Genomic DNA, 15,552 nt, shown 5'->3' with positions numbered 1-15,552 from the left:
ATGGTGGCGAAGACCAAAACAGAGCTTATCGAGATCACGGGTAAGGAATATGACAAGCTTTCTCGATTGATCAGCGATCTTAGCGCCCCCTTTGCAATGGAAAAACGCGACGAGGATACCTCGATCAAGGATGTCATTGCTCACCGCGCCCATTGGATTGATCTGTTTCTGGGTTGGTACCGGGACGGGCAAGCCGGAAAGACCGTCTACTTCCCCGCCAAAGGCTACAAGTGGAATGATCTCAAACGTTACAACGCAGATCTGCGTGATCGCCAATCCGGCCTCGGCTGGCCCGATGCGGTCGCGCTTTTGGAACAACGTGCAGCCATGCTCATGGTGTTTCTTCAGGAACATTCAGACGCCGAGCTTTATGCAGGTCCGATGAAAGGCGCAAAGAATGCGTGGACTCCGGGGCGCTGGGCCGAAGCTGCAGGGGCAAGCCATTTTCGATCAGCCTCGAAGTACATTCGATCTGTCATCCGGTCGCACCGCTGACATCCCAAGGGCGCGAAATACGCTGGAACGAACATCGAAAACTTGTGTCGATGCACTCAAGGTTTAGCGGGGACTGGCATTTGCCTCTGGAAACACCTAACTCCGTTCACTAAGGAAGGTTTGGAACATCGCAGAAGGAAGACGCACGCAATGGCAAAGATCACCTATGTCGAGCATGGCGGTACCGAACATACAGTCGAGGTCGCCAACGGACTGACCGTCATGGAAGGGGCCCGCGACAATAACATTCCCGGCATCGAGGCCGATTGCGGCGGCGCCTGCGCCTGCTCGACCTGCCATGTCTATATCCACCCAGACTGGGTCGAGAAAGTTCCGGCCAAGGACGACATGGAAGAGGACATGCTTGATTTTGCCTACGAACCCGACCCCGCCCGCTCGCGCTTGACCTGCCAGATCAAGGTCACCGACGCCTTGGATGGCCTTGTGGTTCAAATGCCGGAAAAACAGATCTGATGCAAACCAAAGCGCCGCGTCCCTGCGCCCACCTGTGGCATCGTCAGGCACGCGGCGCGTTTCTGACCTTGTGCATATGGCTGGCAGGCGCGAACCTTGCCAGCGCCGACGAAACCGTAAGATCAGCCCGGTTCATTGAGCCAACCACACGCTATGGCCATGGCGTCCTTGGCGACGACGTCGAATATGGCGGGCTGGAAATGGAAATCGAGAACACGTCATCCAACTCGGGATTAAAGCTGCAACCCGTTTACGAATTGGCAACACAGTTCGTCCGCTTGCCTTTGGACCGTGTCTTTGAAGACCTCGAACCTCGCATCATCGATGTCGACCAAGATGGGCTGAACGAAGTCATCGTCGTGGAAACCAGCGTTCATACCGGGGCGCAGCTTGCCATTTACAACGCGCGCGGAGAAAAAATCGCCGCCACCCCGCATATCGGCACCCGCAACCGCTGGCTGGCCCCGATCGGCGCCGCTGATCTCGACGGCGACGGCCATGTCGAGATCGCCTATATCGACCGCCCACATTTGGCCAAAACCCTGCGCATCTGGCGTTTTCAAAACAACACACTCACCGAAATCGCCACGATCCCCGGCCTGACCAATCACAAGATCGGAGAAGACTTCATCTCGGGCGGTCTACGTACCTGCGACACACGCTCGGCTCTTGTCCTTGCCAGCGCCGACTGGTCCCGTATAGTTGGTGTGTTTTACAAAGACGGCTGGCAAACCACCGATCTCGGCCCGCTCAGAAAACGCCAGGACCTGACTGCGGCCCTAAACTGCTGATCCACCTTCATCTGGCCATAAATATCCCGGGGAGCGCGAGGGGCAGCGCCCCTCGTCCCACAGACAAAGCCGGGCGCAGCCCGACAATCAGCTCACAGCGCCCGCCAGCCAATATCCCGCCGGTAAAACCCGTCGACCCAATCAACCCCATCGACCATCGCATAGGCCCGGTCCCGTGCTTCCTGCAAGCTCTGCCCGCGTGCGGTGATATTCAGAACCCGACCGCCTGACGCCAAAATCTGCCCATCCGCCGCTTTGGTCCCGGCGTGAAACACCATATTGCTGCTGTCCTCGGGCAGATCCGCCAGACCACGAATAGCCGAGCCCTTCTCATACGCCCCCGGATACCCTTTCGCTGCCATCACCACCGTGATCGCATGATCGTCCGCCCAGTTCACACGCGTCTCACCCAGCCGCCCTTCGGCAGCGGCGTGCATCAGGTCCATCGCCTGCGCACCCAGCCGCATCATCAGCACCTGACACTCGGGATCGCCAAACCGGACGTTGTATTCCACCAACCGGGGCTGCCCGTCCTTGATCATCAGGCCCGCATAAAGAACCCCCTGAAACGGCATCCCGCGCCGCTTCATCTCGGCCATCGTCGGGCGCACGATTTCGTCCATCGCGCGCGCCTCAACCTCGGTACTCAGCACCGGGGCCGGAGAATAGGCCCCCATGCCGCCCGTATTCAGCCCGGTATCGCCCTCGCCCACACGCTTATGGTCCTGCGCGGTGCCAATCGACAGCACCTCTTCGCCATCACAGAGCACGAACAGAGATGCCTCTTCGCCCTCCATGAACTCCTCGATCACCACCTCGGCCCCGGCCCCGCCGAAGGCACCGCCGAACATATCGTCAATCGCGTCCAAAGCAGTCTGCTCGTCCATCGCCACGATCACACCCTTGCCCGCGGCCAGACCATCGGCCTTGACCACGATCGGGGCGCCCTGCGCCCGGATATACGCTTTCGCAGGCTCAGCCTCGGTGAACCGCGCATAAGCTGCCGTGGGCGCACCGGCCGCGTCGCAGATCTCCTTGGTAAAACTCTTCGACGCCTCCAACTGCGCGGCCCCTGCCGAAGGGCCAAAGACCAGCACCCCGGCCTCGCGCAGACGATCCGCAACCCCTGCCGCCAAGGGCGCTTCGGGGCCCACAATCACGAAATCAATCGCGTTTTCCTCAGCAAAGCTGACCACCGCGCCGCCATTCTCAATATCCAACACGGCACATTCCGCGATCTGCGCAATCCCCGCATTGCCCGGCGCCACGATCAAACGGTCGCATTTGGGGTTCTGCATCACCGCCCAGGCCAGGCTGTGTTCACGCCCACCACTGCCGAGAATAAGGATGTTCATGAAAGCTCTCCGATCTGCTTGGCCTCGCCTGCGCGGCGTTCTAAGCTGCGCAGACATTTGACACAAGGCGCTGAAATGTCCGACCTGCTTGACGACCCCATTCCCGGCCAGAACACCCCCGAATACACCGTCTCGGACATCTCGGGCGAAGTGAAGCGCACACTCGAAGGCAGCTTTGGCCGAATCCGCGTACGCGGCGAGGTCGGACGCGTGTTCAAGGCGCGCTCGGGCCACCTGTATTATGACATCAAAGACGACCGGAACGTGCTGGCCTGTACCACGTGGAAAGGCCAGATATCGGGCCTGTCCGTTGTCCCCGAAGAAGGCCTCGAAGTCGTCGTCACCGGTCGGCTAACCGCCTTTGGCGCGCAATCAAAATACAACCTCAACGTCGATGAGGTCGCCGTCGCCGGACAAGGCGCGCTGATGGCGCTGCTGGAAAATCGCAAGAAACAACTGGAATCCGAAGGGCTTTTTGCGCCCGAGCGCAAGAAACCCCTGCCCTATCTGCCGCAGATCATCGGCGTCGTGACGTCCCCGTCCGGTGCCGTGATCAGGGATATCCTGCACCGCCTGCGCGACCGCTTTCCGCGCAAGGTGCTGATCTGGCCTGTCGCCGTGCAAGGCGCAAACTGCGCCCCGGAAGTCACCCGCGCCATCGAAGGTTTCAACCAACTCACTCCGGGCGGAGCTCTGCCGCGTCCCGACCTGATCATCGTCGCCCGCGGCGGCGGCTCGATCGAGGACCTTTGGGGCTTCAACGAAGAAACCGTCGCCCGCGCGGCAGCCGCCTCGGACATCCCGCTGATTTCAGCCGTGGGGCATGAGACCGACACGACCCTGATCGACTATGTCTCGGACCGCCGCGCACCCACGCCCACCGCCGCCGCCGAACTGGCCGTACCCGTCCGCATGGAACTGCTGGCCTGGACCGGTGAACAAGGTGCCCGCCTGTCCCGCGCCGCCACCGACGCGGTGCAACGCCGCAGCCAGCGCCTGCGAGACCTGTCCCGCGCCCTGCCGCGCCCCGATACGCTGCTGGACAGCCCGCGCCAACGGCTCGACCAGGTGGCCGAACGCCTGCCCAACGCCCTGATCCGGGGCGTCCAGACCCGCCGTGTCAAGCTGCTGGACAGCTCGGCCCATCTGCGCCCATCGACCCTGCGCGGCCTGGTCGAAACCCGCCGCGACCGCTGGCGCAACCTGTCCTCGCGCCTGTCGCTGCGCCCCATCCAGCGCGAGCTGCAAACCCGCCGCGACACGCTAAACCGCCTGACCGAGCGTCTGAACACCGCCCAGACCACCCGTCTGGATCGCCTGCACCAACAGCTCGAGGCCACCGACCGTCTGCGCGAAACCCTCAGCTATAAGGCGACGCTCGATCGTGGCTATGCCGTCATCCGCGCGGGCGGTCAGGTTCTGACCCGCAAGGCCGAGGCCGAGAAACACAGCACCTTTGACATCGAATTCGCCGACGGGACGCTCAGCACAGGTCAGGGCGTAACGGCCAAGCCCAAACGCGCAGCCAAGTTGCCGCCACCGGATCAGGGATCACTGTTTTAAACCCCGGTCTCAGGCCCGTAACAGATCATCTCTTCTCCGATATCCTCGGCCTCATACAGTTCGGTCGCGGTCGGATCCCCTTCGAACTGCGCGATCAGACCGTCTCCGGATTCGGTGAACACCCAGCATTGCGGGTCGGGCCGATCCTCATAAATGAAACAAATCTGCCCCGCGCGTTCGTACCAGACGCCTTCCTTGCAATCGCCATCCAGAAACGACCAGATCACGCGGCGGTTGGGCAGATACCGCTCGACCCCATAGACCTCACCGTCAAACCCGTAGAACAAGGTCTTTCCGCGGGTGTAGGCATCAAACTCCGTCCCCGACAACGGCGTTTGCGCCGCGGCTGACTGCGCCGAAAGCGCCAGCAGAATCATCCATACCCTGACCATATCCGCATTCTGTCAGATGCCGCCCGCCCGCGCCATTCACCGTTTCGCGGGCGCTCTCCCAACGTCACATCTTGATACGCATTCGCAATCATGACGACATGAGCGCAAATCTTCGGGGAAAGACCATGCCGACATTCTTATTCTGGGCCGCTGCAGCCTGCGCATTGGCCTACTTGACGCTCACGGCCCGCCCGGCCAGCCCGGTGCGTACCGGGCTGAAAACAGCGTCAGTCGCACTGCTGGCCCTGACCGCAGCCCTGATGAACGCCCCATGGCTGCTGATCCTCGCCCTCACCCTCTGCGCAATCGGAGATGCCCTGCTATCGCGCGAGACCGACGTAACCTTCATGGCCGGTATCGCCGCCTTCGCCGCCGGACACCTGGCCTATGTCGCCCTGTTCCTGACCCACCCCGCCAGCGACCCCGGCCTGATCCTGACCCAACCCGCGATCTTCTGGTCCCTGCTGATCCTCGGCATCGCCATGGCCACCCTGCTGGCCCCGCGCGCCGGAGACCTCAAGGCCCCCGTTCTTGGCTACATCCCGATCATTCTCGGCATGGGCGTCACCGTCTTGGCCCTTCCCGATACCGGAGCGCTCCGCTGGGCGCTGCCCGCAGCAATGGCCTTCATTGCCTCTGACTTGATCCTCGCGACCGAGAAATTCCTGCTGCGCCCCGACCATCCCGCCCTGCGGCTGACCCCCTACATGATCTGGCCGCTTTACTGGGGCGCACAGGCCGGGTTCCTGATCGCCTTCACCTGACCCTTTGCAACTGCCGTGAATCCGCATTAGGTGAAGGGACCACCTGCGGAGACCAAAAATGGCGTTTTTCTCAAAGCTCAAGGACAAGCTGTTCAAATCCTCCTCGCGCCTCGAACAGGGCCTGGACGCGATTGTCGAGGATGGCGGCGAGGAAACTGCACCCGATCCGGTCATCCCCCAGCCCGAACCCGAACCGCAACCCGTCTCCGAAGCTCCACCAGCTGCACCAGCGCCGCAACCGACAGAACCCCAAGCGCCCGCCGTTGCTGATCCGGCACCCACGGCACCTGCGCCTGAAACCTCTGAATCCAAAGGCCTGCTGGGCCGCCTGTTCAAGCGCGGCGAAGATCGCACCGTTGTGCGCCGCACGCTGGACGACGACATGCTGGAACAGCTCGAAGAGCTTCTGATCGCCTCGGACATGGGCGTCGACACAGCCCTGCGCGTCACCGCCAACATGGCCGAGGGTCGTCTGGGCCGCAAACTTTCCACTCAGGAGATCAAGCAACTGCTGGCGCAGGAAGTTGCCCGCGTGATGGAACCGGTGGCCAAACCCATGCCGCTCTACCCCAAACGCCCGCAGGTGGTGCTGGTCGTGGGTGTCAACGGATCGGGCAAAACCACCACCATCGGCAAGCTTGCCAGCCAGTTCAAAGCCGCAGGCAAAAAGGTCGTCATCGCCGCCGGAGACACCTTCCGCGCCGCCGCCGTCGAACAGCTGCAAGTCTGGGGCGATCGCGCGGGCGTCCCGGTGCTGACCGCCCCCGAAGGCTCCGACCCCGCCTCGCTTGCCTTTGATGCCCTGACCAAAGCGCAGAACGACGGCGCAGACCTCTTGATGATCGACACCGCAGGCCGCCTGCAAAACCGCGCCGACCTGATGGAGGAACTGGCCAAAATCGTCCGCGTCATCCGCAAGGTCGACGACACCGCCCCCCACAACACGCTGCTTGTGCTGGACGCCACCACCGGCCAGAACGCCCTCAGTCAGGTCGAAACGTTCCGCAAACTGGCCGATGTCTCGGGCCTCGTCATGACCAAACTCGACGGCACCGCCAAAGGCGGGGTCCTCGTCGCGCTGGCCGACAAGTTCGGCCTGCCCATCCACGCCATCGGCGTCGGCGAACAAATCGACGACCTCGCCCCCTTCGACCCCGAAGAATTCGCCGCCGCACTCACCGGCCTGCAAACCTGATCCGCCTCTTCATCTGGCCACAAATATCCCGGGGTCCGGGGGCAGAGCCCCCGGCCTCTCCACCCAAGCGAAAGCCCCGATTTGAGCGACTGGCTGATCTCCCTGGAAGGCACTGAATCCGGCCACCACCTCGCCCTCGCGTTGGCTCTGATGGCTGCCTTCCTGCACGCCGTCTTCGGTGCACTGCAAAAAGGCCGTCACGACCCCTGGATGTCACGCGGAGCGATCGACGCCTGCTATTGCCTCATGGCCGCACCCTTTGCCTTGTTTGTGGTCCCATGGCCCGAACCGCATATGTGGCCCATCTTCGCGGTCGTCTGGCTGATCCATATCGGTTATAAAGTCCTGCAGGCCGCCGCCTATACCAAAGGCTCTTACACCGTCGTCTACCCGGTCGTACGGGGCACCGGCCCTCTGTTTACCGTCATCGGCGCCTACCTGCTCTTTGGTGAGACCTTCTCGATCATCCAATGGCTCGGTGTCGCGACCCTGATGGCAGGAATCTTCGGTCTTGCGGCCTACAACCTGCGCTATCTCGAAACCGATCGTGAAACGCTGGGCATCGCCCTTGGGCTGGCGCTGGCCACCGGCCTGTTCGTGGCGCTCTACACCACCTATGACGCTTACGGCATCCGCGCGACCGCCGACCCGTTCACCTTTCTGGCGTGGTTCTTCATGATCGACGGGGCCGCGATGCCCCTCTACGCAGCGCTGAGATACCGCGCCATGATCCACCGCCCCGCGCTTGGGCCGCTGATGCTGCGCGGGCTGGCGGGCGGTATCATCGCGCCACTGTCGTTCGGCTCCATCATGCTCGCCACGCGCCTCGACAAAGTGGGCGAGGCCGCCATCCTGCGCGAAACCTCCACCGTCTTCGCGGCGCTCATTGGCTGGCTGGTGTTGAAAGAAACCGTCGGCCCCAGACGCATTGCACTCATGACATTGATTGCGCTCGGCGCGGTAATAGTTGAAATGGGCGGGTAAGCAGCAGGTCGGAATCATGGCAGAACACAAAGACATCAATCCCTTCCTCAAACAGGTGCTGGAACTCGGGCCCCCGCTGGCCTTCTTCTTCATCTACCTGCGCCTGCGCGATGACAATTTCGTGATCGGCGGTATTGAATATTCCGGTTTTATCGTCGCCACGATCCTGTTTGTGCCTCTGATGCTGGCCGCCATGGGGATCCTGTGGTATCTCACCGGCAAGCTCAGCCGGATGCAGATTTTCACTGCCTTCATGGTCATCTTCTTCGGCGGCCTCACGGCCTGGTTCAATGACGAGCGCTTCTTCAAAATGAAAACCACGCTGGTCTATGGCGTCTTTTCCCTCATCCTCGGGATAGGACTGCTGCAGCGAAAGTCCTATCTGGCCTATGTCCTGGACGAGATGCTGCCGATGCGACACGAAGGCTGGATGATCCTGACCCGCCGCCTGTGCGCCTGTTTCGCAGTGCTGGCCGTGGCAAACGAACTGGTCTGGCGCACATTGTCGACAGACCTCTGGGTAAAGATCGAAACGTTTGGCTTTCCCATAGCGCTTATGGGGTTTCTGATGCTGCAATTCAGCGTCCTGCAGCGCTATATGGATGATCCGGATCAGCAATAGATTGCGTTGCGATCCCTGGCGAGGCTGATAAAACAGCTTGGCTTGGGAACCAAGCTGTGGAAAGTTGGGGCAGCTCACACCGCTCACCACCGGAGATTTCCGCCCGTATGATGGCATTCCCCAACAGTGGCTTCCTGTCCGAAGCGTCTGAAGAACTGCGCAAGATGTTGGCCTCTCTGGCGTCCGAGGTGACCCTGGACAGCGGCGAGGTTCTGTTCGAGCAAGGGGACCCGGGGGAAGCGCTTTACGCGATCCTGTCTGGCACGCTTGAAGTTTCATTCCTCGCGATGAGCGGGCGCAAGCTATCGCTCAGACTGATGCGTCCGGGCGAAGTGTTTGGTGAGATCGCGCTGTTCGACAGCGGCCCGCGAACGGCTACGGTCACGGCCGCTGATCCTGCAAAGGTCTTGCGGGTCCGGCACAAGGACGTGATGGATCAGATTCGCAAGAACCCAGATTTGGCCGTTGACCTGATCCGCCTTGCCGGTGTGCGCATGCGCTGGATGGGTGATCAACTGAACGAACAGGTCTTTTTGCCTATGCCGATCCGTCTGGCGCGCAAATTGCTGCACCTGGCCGGTCAACAGGACAAACCCACCGCGCGTATCACCCTGTCGCAAAGCGAACTGGCCGAATTCGTCGGCGCGACGCGCGAAGCGGTTTCAAAAACCATCTCGACGTGGAAACGTGACAACGTGGTCGAGGCCTCTCGTGGTGGTTTGCAAATTCACGATCTCGACGCGCTGCGCCAATTGGCCGAATCCGATTTAATCTAGTTTTTTGGCACAGATGTGATCCGCTTCACATACCGACCGCCCAGATTGCCGTAAGGTCAATCCTGTTACCGTAGGAGGTCGGTTTTATCATCCCCGATATCTGTCCACCGACCTCTCCCTGTACCAGAGCCATATGCCTTCCCCGGCATATGGCTTTCTTCTTAACAAAGTATGAACGAACGTTTGCACGGCCAATTGTGCTGTGCCGGACCGGCACCATTCTTAATCTTCTGGCAGATGAAGTATGTGCTGTGCGAGGCTTAGGTACCGCTAATCACAAAAACTCAGATAGTTTATTGTGGTTAAGATGGACTTACACATGAAACTTTGTGGGGAGATTTGGACACCGTTACAGGTGTTATCAGCGGGAACACGATTGAAGCTGCACTGCCCGGCGATATCTACTCTGCCGGGGACTGAGTAGTTACACGCACAGCGGTTTTTGCCTGCCACCCGAAAGCCCACATGAGTGCAACCGCAGAATAAGCTCCTTCTGCTCCGGACCTGCGAACTTGATTTTAGAAACTGCTGTTGAGGCAGGGCTGGCGGCCCTGCCGATCTGGCTTCGTAGGCCAAGGCGATTTTGCCAGGCCGCACGCCCCTGATCGTCACGGGGAGGGCATTGCCCTCCCCCTGCGGTTCTTTGTGTGGGACTTCCATAGAACCCGCCCCATGGGCGAACAGCGATTGGGTCGTTTAGGGCGCGTAGGTCGAACTCATCTGACGTCCAACGTACCCGCGCTCTATCTGCGGTAACCGCCTACTCCCCCAGGCTCAGCGCCACGAATCTGGGCTCTCCGCCCCGGCGCACCAACAACAGGAGCGACTTGCGGCCAGCTTCGCGCGCCTCATCCATCCGCGATTCAAGATCGGCAATCGAGGTCACTTTTTGCTGCCCGGCCTCAGTAATCAGATCGCCCGGGCGCAGCCCCTTCTCGAACGCTTCCGACCCTTCATCCACATTCGTTACCAGCAGCCCTTCTGCCTCGGCGCCCAGACCCAGCTCCTCTCGCTGGCTGTCACCCAGCGGGGCGATGGTCAGTCCCAGGATGTCCTTGTCTTCTTCAACAGGTGCCTCAGCCTCTGGTTCTCCACCTTCCTCGGCGCGTTCGGCGTCTTCCCGACGGCCCAGCGTGACAAGCACCGTCTGTGTACCACCATCGCGGTGGACCACTACGCGGACGGATTTACCCACCGTGGTTTCGCCCACCTGACGAACCAGACCGCGCGTATCTTCGACCTCGACCCCATCGAAGCTGATGATCACGTCGCCAGCCAGCAGGCCCGCCTCTTTTGCAGGGCCCTCTGGCACGTCGCTGATCAGCGCGCCGCCGGGTTTATCAAGGCCCATCGCCTCGGCCATGTCCTCGGTCACATCCTGAATGCGCACACCCAGCCAGCCGCGGCGGGTCTCACCGAATTCACGCAATTGGTCCACGACCTTGACCACCACATTCGACGCCATCGAGAACCCGATGCCGATCGAGCCGCCGTTGGGCGACAGGATCGCGGTATTCACGCCAATCACTTCGCCATCCATATTGAACAGAGGCCCACCCGAGTTGCCCCGGTTGATCGCCGCGTCCGTCTGGATGTAGTCATCATAAGAACCGCTCAGCGCCCGATTGCGGGCCGAGACGATGCCTGCTGAAACCGAAAATCCCTGCCCCAGCGGGTTGCCCATTGCGATCACCCAATCGCCGACGCGCATCGTATCGCTGTTGCCGAACTGAACATATTGCAGCGGCCCCTCGGCTTCGACCTTGAGCAGCGCGATGTCCGTCTTGTCATCCGTGCCAATCACCTTGGCCACCAGTTCCTTGACCGGCTGCCCGTCACCCGGGAAGAACTCGATAAGAATCTCGTCCGCTTCGGCGATGACGTGATTGTTGGTCACGATAAAGCCGTCTTCGGAGATCACGAACCCGGACCCTAGCGCATTGCTGCGGCGCGGGCGGTTTTCTCCGTCCCCGCCGTTGCGGTCCTGAAACTCGCGGAAGAAATCTTCGAAGGGCGAGCCCTCAGGCACGATCCCTTGCGGGCCGGTCTGACCTTCGATCAGGGTCGATGTGGTGATATTCACCACCGCAGGGCTGATCTTTTGCGCCAAAGGCGCAAGGCTATCGCGCGCCTGCGCCGACAGGCTTTGCGCCAGAACCAGCACCATCCCCATAAAGGCCAGCCACATCAGCCGCACCATGACACCAACTTCGTCCCGCCGGACGGATACACTGCGCGCTTTCGCCTGCACTTGGGGTTCTCCTTGTCGATCGTTTTGTCACGGGGTCCGGCTTCGGCCCCCTCTCTTGACAAACAATGTAGTCAGTTTGGCCTTGCCCGCAACTCGGGATCGCGGGGAATTCACCGGCTAGTGAGAACCTTGTATCAAAAGCCGACCTGATATGCGCCCCACAGCAGGATGAAACCGCTGACGACACAGAGCAACCCCATCAGCCGGCGCGCCTGTTCGGGCAGCGCGCGCAGCGCCTCGAGCATGCGTTCAATAAGCGAAGGGGCCAGCGCATAGGCCAGCCCCTCGACAATCAGCACCAGCCCGAAGGCCAGAAGGATCATACCCATTATTGGGACGCCTGCCCTGTGGGCGATTTCAGGTAGTTGAAGAACTCAGAATCCGGGCTGAGAACCATCGAGCTGTTGCCGCCACCCAGCGCACGTTCATACGCGGACAAAGAGCGGTAGAACTCGAAGAACTCGGGGTCCTTGCCAAAGGCTTCGGCGAAGATTGCGTTGCGCTCGGCATCGGCCTCACCGCGAATGATCTCAGCCTCACGGTTGGCGTCGGATACCAGTTCCACCACGGTCCGGTCGGCCTGCGCGCGCACACGCTGCGCAGCTTCGTTACCACGGGCGCGCTCGTCGGTCGCTTCACGTTCACGTTCCGCCTTCATCCGGTCAAAGGTGGCTTCGAGGTTGGCCTGTGGCAGGTCGGTTGCCTTCAGACGCACGTCGATCACGTTGACGCCCAGCGCCCGTGCTTCGGCAATCGCGCTGTTCCGAATGCGCAGCATCAGCGCGGCACGGTCCGAGCTCAGAATATCACGCGATGACACCGAACCCAGAACCTCACGCGTTTCAGCACGCAGAATGCGGTCCAGACGATCCTCGGCTACCGGGATACCACCGACACCAACGGCCTGACGGAACTGCTCCAGATCGGAAATCCGATAGCGGGCAAAGGCGTCGACCACCAGACGACGATCGTCCAGAGGCGTCACTTCCAGCGGCTGCACATCGATCGACAGGATGCGGTCGTCATAGCGAACCACTTCCTGAATCAGCGGGATCTTGAACGCCAGACCGGGATCTTCTTTAACGGCCACGACGCGGCCAAATTGCAGAACCAGTGCCCGCTCGCGTTCATCCACGATGAAGATTGAGGACAAAACACCGACGATCGCAATCACGATGACCGGCAGAATAAATGTTGCTTTACGCATCAGTTGCCCTCCGCAGATTGGTTGCGACGCAGTTCGTTGAGCGGCAGATAAGGCACCACGCCCTGCCCCGATCCGGTCGAGTTCTCATCCAGGATGATCTTGTCCACGTCACCCAGAACCTGCTCCATCCGCTCCAGATACAGACGTTTGCGGGTCACATCCGGTGCTTTGGAATATTCTTCCAGAACGGCGCTGAAACGGCTCGCCTCACCCTGGGCGCTGTTGATCTGCTGGGCGCGATAGGCTTCGGCCTCTTCCAGAACCTGCGCAGCTTCACCGCGCGCTTCGGCCAACACGCGGTTGGCATAGGCGTCGGCGACGTTCTGCAGACGGTCACGTTCTTGCGCGGCTGCCTGAACGTCGCGGAAAGCGGCGATTACATCCTGCGGCGGGTCCGCCTTGTCAAAGTTCACACGCACAATGTTTACACCCGAGTCGTAGCTGTCCATCGTCGCCTGAATCAATTCCTGAAGACGTTCTGCGATGATCCCGCGATCGCGGTTCAGGATCGGAGCAAGTTCGCTTTGCGCAATGATCTCGCGCATCGCTGATTCCGACACGGCGCGGATCGTCTGGCTAGGGTCGCGCAGGTTGAACAGATACTTGGCCGGGTCATTGATGTTCCAAACAACCTGATAGTCGATATCGACCACATTTTCGTCGCCCGTCAGCATTAGACCATCATCGCTGCTGCGCGAACCGCCCATGTCCTCGTTGCGTTCGCTAGTGACCGCGACGACTTCGGCCGTCACGAACGGCCACGGGGCAAAGTTCAGACCGGGATTACCAACGGCCGAGAATTCACCCAGAAACAGTTCAACCGACTGTTCTTCGGGCTTGACGGTGTAGAAGCTGGCCAGCCCCCAAAGGACAGCTGCTGCAGCTAAACCAATCGCAACGGTCCCCTTGGTGAACGCCGGACCACCGCCGCCGCCTGAACCGTTGGTGCCACGGCCACCACCGCCGCGACCGCCCATCAGAACGCGCAGCTGTTCCTGGCCTTTTTTCATCAGCTCGTCGATCTCGGGGATCTGCGGACCATCGTCTTGGGGCGGCTTGCGCCCGTCGCCGTTGTTGCCCCGATTTCCTCCGCCACCGGATGAGCCTCCGCCCCCCCAGGGGCCACCGCTGTTGCCCGCCATATGTGTCTTTTCCCTTGTTTAGACCGATTGGACCGTGTGATCACGGGTTCCCTTGTAACTTGTGTGCGCGCGGTTGCAAATCAAGCCGTGCGCACAGGTTGCCGCATTGTCACCAATTCCTCGGCCATGACCGGGTGAACGGCGACCGTGCGGTCGAAATCTTCCTTGGTTGCGCCCATCTTTACCGCGATACCCGCCAGCTGGATCATCTCACCCGCGCCGGGTGCCACGATATGGCAGCCCAGCACCTTGCGCGTCGCCTGAGACACGATCAGCTTCATCAGAACACGCTGCGTGCCCCCGGCAAACGCCTTTTGCATCGGCTTGAACGATGTCGCATAGACCTCGATCGGTTCCTGTTCGGCAGCTTCTTCCTCGCTCAGGCCAATGGTGCCCATTTCGGGCTGTGTGAAGATTGCGGTCGGGATCAGCTCATGATCGACGGGGGTCGGGTTGCCCTTGAAGACGGTTTCGACAAAGGCCATGCCTTCGCGAATGGCCACCGGAGTCAGGTTCACCCGGTCCGTCACATCTCCGATAGCATAGATCGAGGGCACGCCCGTCTGGCTGTATTCATCCACGACGATCTCACCCTTGCGACCGCGCTCGACCCCCAGTGACTCAAGTCCCAGATTGTCGGCATTTGGCGTCCGCCCTGTGGCGTACATGACGACATCGAACAACTGTTCGGACCCGTTGGTGGCCTTGACCCAGATCTTGTCGTCCCGCTTTTGCATCTCAAGCACGTTGGTGCCCAGGTGCAGATCGATACCGTTCTGGCACATCTCTTCGCTGATCAGCCCGCGCGCCTCATCATCAAAGCCCCGCAGAATCTGCGCACCGCGATAGAACTGAGTCGTCTTGACCCCCAGCCCGTTCATAATCCCGGCAAATTCGCACGCGATGTATCCGCCGCCGACGATCAGGATGCTTTCGGGCAGCTTCTCAAGATGGAAAATCTCGTTCGAGGTGATCGCCAACTCGGACCCGGGAAAATCTGGCACAACAGGGCGACCGCCGGTGGCGATCAAAATATGCTTGGCCGTCTTGCGCGTCCCATCAGCCAGCTCAACCGTATGCGGATCAACCACATGAGCGCGCTGATCAAAGCTCTCGACCCCGTTGTTCTTCAGGATGTTGCGGTAGATGCCCTCCAGCCGGTCCAGTTCCGTAACCAGTTTTCCGTGAAACATGTTCCAGTTGAACTCACCGGGCCTGATATCCCAGCCATATTCCTGTCCATCGCCCACCATGCCCGAGAATTCGCTGGCGAATACCATCAGCTTTTTAGGCACGCAGCCGCGGATGACGCAGGTCCCGCCGTAACGATCCTCTTCCGCCAGAGCAACCTTGGCGCCGTTTTCGCCCGCCGCCACACGCGCCGCGCGCACCCCGCCAGAGCCGCCTCCGATGACGAAAAGATCATAGTCAAAGCTCATGGGTGCGTTCCTTCTGTATTCCGCTTGGACAAAATGCACAGGTTATCTGGGCGTGAAATTCCAACTGCCAACCCCTAGGGCAGCCGAAACATTGGTTTTCTT

The 15,552-nt window shown here is 60.7% G+C and carries 16 protein-coding genes; 9 read left to right on the top strand and 7 right to left on the bottom strand.

Annotation, left to right across the window (positions count from 1 at the left end; translation table 11 throughout):
- From ACR3EN_RS12920 to ACR3EN_RS12910, 3 genes are all read left to right on the top strand, one after another.
- Entirely contained in the window at positions 1-495 is a 495-nt protein-coding gene (locus ACR3EN_RS12920; protein ID WP_480821539.1) for a ClbS/DfsB family four-helix bundle protein, read from the top strand.
- 150 nt (positions 496-645) lie between these two features.
- Positions 646-969, top strand: a complete 324-nt coding sequence (locus ACR3EN_RS12915; protein WP_298388772.1) for a 2Fe-2S iron-sulfur cluster-binding protein — start codon at positions 646-648, stop codon at positions 967-969.
- Positions 969-1,760, top strand: a complete 792-nt coding sequence (locus ACR3EN_RS12910) for an FG-GAP repeat domain-containing protein (RefSeq protein ID WP_480821537.1) — start codon at positions 969-971, stop codon at positions 1,758-1,760. The genes ACR3EN_RS12915 and ACR3EN_RS12910 overlap by 1 nt, the downstream gene beginning before the upstream one ends.
- Positions 1,761-1,852: 92 nt before the next feature.
- Here the strand turns inward: ACR3EN_RS12910 and purD are convergent, their stop codons facing one another.
- Entirely contained in the window at positions 1,853-3,115 is a 1,263-nt protein-coding gene (purD, locus tag ACR3EN_RS12905; RefSeq protein WP_480821535.1) for a phosphoribosylamine--glycine ligase, read from the bottom strand.
- A 75-nt stretch (positions 3,116-3,190) separates the two neighbouring features.
- On the opposite strand from purD, the gene xseA reads away from it, so the two are divergent.
- Positions 3,191-4,678 (top strand): exodeoxyribonuclease VII large subunit, encoded by a 1,488-nt coding sequence (gene xseA, locus ACR3EN_RS12900; protein ID WP_480821533.1) that lies wholly within the window; start codon positions 3,191-3,193, stop codon positions 4,676-4,678.
- Here the strand turns inward: xseA and ACR3EN_RS12895 are convergent.
- Positions 4,675-5,070 carry a hypothetical protein gene (locus ACR3EN_RS12895; RefSeq protein ID WP_480821531.1) on the bottom strand — a complete coding sequence of 132 codons (396 nt, stop codon included), beginning with the start codon at positions 5,068-5,070 and terminating at the stop codon, positions 4,675-4,677. The two genes, xseA and ACR3EN_RS12895, sit on opposite strands and share 4 nt — an antisense overlap.
- Before the next feature lie 125 nt (positions 5,071-5,195).
- Between ACR3EN_RS12895 and ACR3EN_RS12890 the strand changes: the two genes are divergently transcribed.
- The 5 genes from ACR3EN_RS12890 to ACR3EN_RS12870 all read left to right on the top strand — a co-directional run bounded on the left by ACR3EN_RS12890 (position 5,196) and on the right by ACR3EN_RS12870 (position 9,411).
- On the top strand, positions 5,196-5,834 hold the full coding sequence (locus tag ACR3EN_RS12890) for a lysoplasmalogenase (RefSeq protein ID WP_480821529.1): 639 nt from the start codon (positions 5,196-5,198) through the stop codon (positions 5,832-5,834).
- A 58-nt stretch (positions 5,835-5,892) separates the two neighbouring features.
- Entirely contained in the window at positions 5,893-7,029 is a 1,137-nt protein-coding gene (ftsY, locus tag ACR3EN_RS12885; RefSeq protein WP_480821527.1) for a signal recognition particle-docking protein FtsY, read from the top strand.
- Between the two features lie 81 nt (positions 7,030-7,110).
- Complete coding sequence (locus tag ACR3EN_RS12880; protein ID WP_480821525.1) at positions 7,111-8,013, top strand: EamA family transporter; 903 nt, start codon at positions 7,111-7,113, stop codon at positions 8,011-8,013.
- Positions 8,014-8,029: 16 nt separating this feature from the next.
- Complete coding sequence (locus tag ACR3EN_RS12875) at positions 8,030-8,635, top strand: inner membrane-spanning protein YciB (protein ID WP_480821523.1); 606 nt, start codon at positions 8,030-8,032, stop codon at positions 8,633-8,635.
- Positions 8,636-8,742: 107 nt separating this feature from the next.
- Positions 8,743-9,411, top strand: coding sequence for a Crp/Fnr family transcriptional regulator (locus ACR3EN_RS12870; protein ID WP_480821521.1), 669 nt, complete (start codon positions 8,743-8,745; stop codon positions 9,409-9,411).
- A 760-nt stretch (positions 9,412-10,171) separates the two neighbouring features.
- Here ACR3EN_RS12870 and ACR3EN_RS12865 read toward each other — a convergent pair.
- From ACR3EN_RS12865 to gor, 5 genes are all read right to left on the bottom strand, one after another.
- Complete coding sequence (locus tag ACR3EN_RS12865) at positions 10,172-11,611, bottom strand: Do family serine endopeptidase (RefSeq protein ID WP_480822405.1); 1,440 nt, start codon at positions 11,609-11,611, stop codon at positions 10,172-10,174.
- Between the two features lie 185 nt (positions 11,612-11,796).
- Positions 11,797-11,991: a DUF2065 domain-containing protein gene (locus ACR3EN_RS12860; protein ID WP_480529449.1), complete on the bottom strand. Its 195-nt coding sequence runs from the start codon at positions 11,989-11,991 to the stop codon at positions 11,797-11,799.
- Positions 11,991-12,869, bottom strand: coding sequence for a protease modulator HflC (gene hflC, locus ACR3EN_RS12855; protein WP_480821519.1), 879 nt, complete (start codon positions 12,867-12,869; stop codon positions 11,991-11,993). Before hflC ends, ACR3EN_RS12860 begins: the two co-directional genes overlap by 1 nt.
- On the bottom strand, positions 12,869-14,011 hold the full coding sequence (gene hflK, locus ACR3EN_RS12850) for an FtsH protease activity modulator HflK (RefSeq protein WP_480821517.1): 1,143 nt from the start codon (positions 14,009-14,011) through the stop codon (positions 12,869-12,871). Before hflK ends, hflC begins: the two co-directional genes overlap by 1 nt.
- Positions 14,012-14,091: 80 nt before the next feature.
- Entirely contained in the window at positions 14,092-15,450 is a 1,359-nt protein-coding gene (gor, locus tag ACR3EN_RS12845) for a glutathione-disulfide reductase (RefSeq protein WP_480870860.1), read from the bottom strand.
- Positions 15,451-15,552 lie beyond the last annotated feature (102 nt).

This window comes from Ruegeria sp. G7 (assembly GCF_056535465.1).
The sequence above is the reverse complement of the archived record's forward strand: the minus strand, read 5'-3'. Positions and strand labels throughout refer to the sequence as shown.

Bases quoted from the DNA above. Each gene is read 5' to 3' on its own strand.
- ACR3EN_RS12890 (WP_480821529.1), top strand. From the start codon at position 5,196: ATGCCGACATTCTTATTCTGGGCCGCTGCAGCCTGCGCATTGGCCTAC.
- hflC (WP_480821519.1), bottom strand. From the start codon at position 12,869: ATGCGTAAAGCAACATTTATTCTGCCGGTCATCGTGATTGCGATCGTC.
- ACR3EN_RS12895 (WP_480821531.1), bottom strand. From the start codon at position 5,070: ATGGTCAGGGTATGGATGATTCTGCTGGCGCTTTCGGCGCAGTCAGCC.
- ACR3EN_RS12860 (WP_480529449.1), bottom strand. From the start codon at position 11,991: ATGGGTATGATCCTTCTGGCCTTCGGGCTGGTGCTGATTGTCGAGGGG.
- ACR3EN_RS12865 (WP_480822405.1), bottom strand. From the start codon at position 11,611: ATGGTGCGGCTGATGTGGCTGGCCTTTATGGGGATGGTGCTGGTTCTG.
- ACR3EN_RS12870 (WP_480821521.1), top strand. From the start codon at position 8,743: ATGATGGCATTCCCCAACAGTGGCTTCCTGTCCGAAGCGTCTGAAGAA.
- ACR3EN_RS12875 (WP_480821523.1), top strand. From the start codon at position 8,030: ATGGCAGAACACAAAGACATCAATCCCTTCCTCAAACAGGTGCTGGAA.
- purD (WP_480821535.1), bottom strand. From the start codon at position 3,115: ATGAACATCCTTATTCTCGGCAGTGGTGGGCGTGAACACAGCCTGGCC.
- ACR3EN_RS12915 (WP_298388772.1), top strand. From the start codon at position 646: ATGGCAAAGATCACCTATGTCGAGCATGGCGGTACCGAACATACAGTC.
- gor (WP_480870860.1), bottom strand. From the start codon at position 15,450: ATGAGCTTTGACTATGATCTTTTCGTCATCGGAGGCGGCTCTGGCGGG.
- hflK (WP_480821517.1), bottom strand. From the start codon at position 14,011: ATGGCGGGCAACAGCGGTGGCCCCTGGGGGGGCGGAGGCTCATCCGGT.
- ftsY (WP_480821527.1), top strand. From the start codon at position 5,893: ATGGCGTTTTTCTCAAAGCTCAAGGACAAGCTGTTCAAATCCTCCTCG.
- xseA (WP_480821533.1), top strand. From the start codon at position 3,191: ATGTCCGACCTGCTTGACGACCCCATTCCCGGCCAGAACACCCCCGAA.
- ACR3EN_RS12910 (WP_480821537.1), top strand. From the start codon at position 969: ATGCAAACCAAAGCGCCGCGTCCCTGCGCCCACCTGTGGCATCGTCAG.
- ACR3EN_RS12920 (WP_480821539.1), top strand. From the start codon at position 1: ATGGTGGCGAAGACCAAAACAGAGCTTATCGAGATCACGGGTAAGGAA.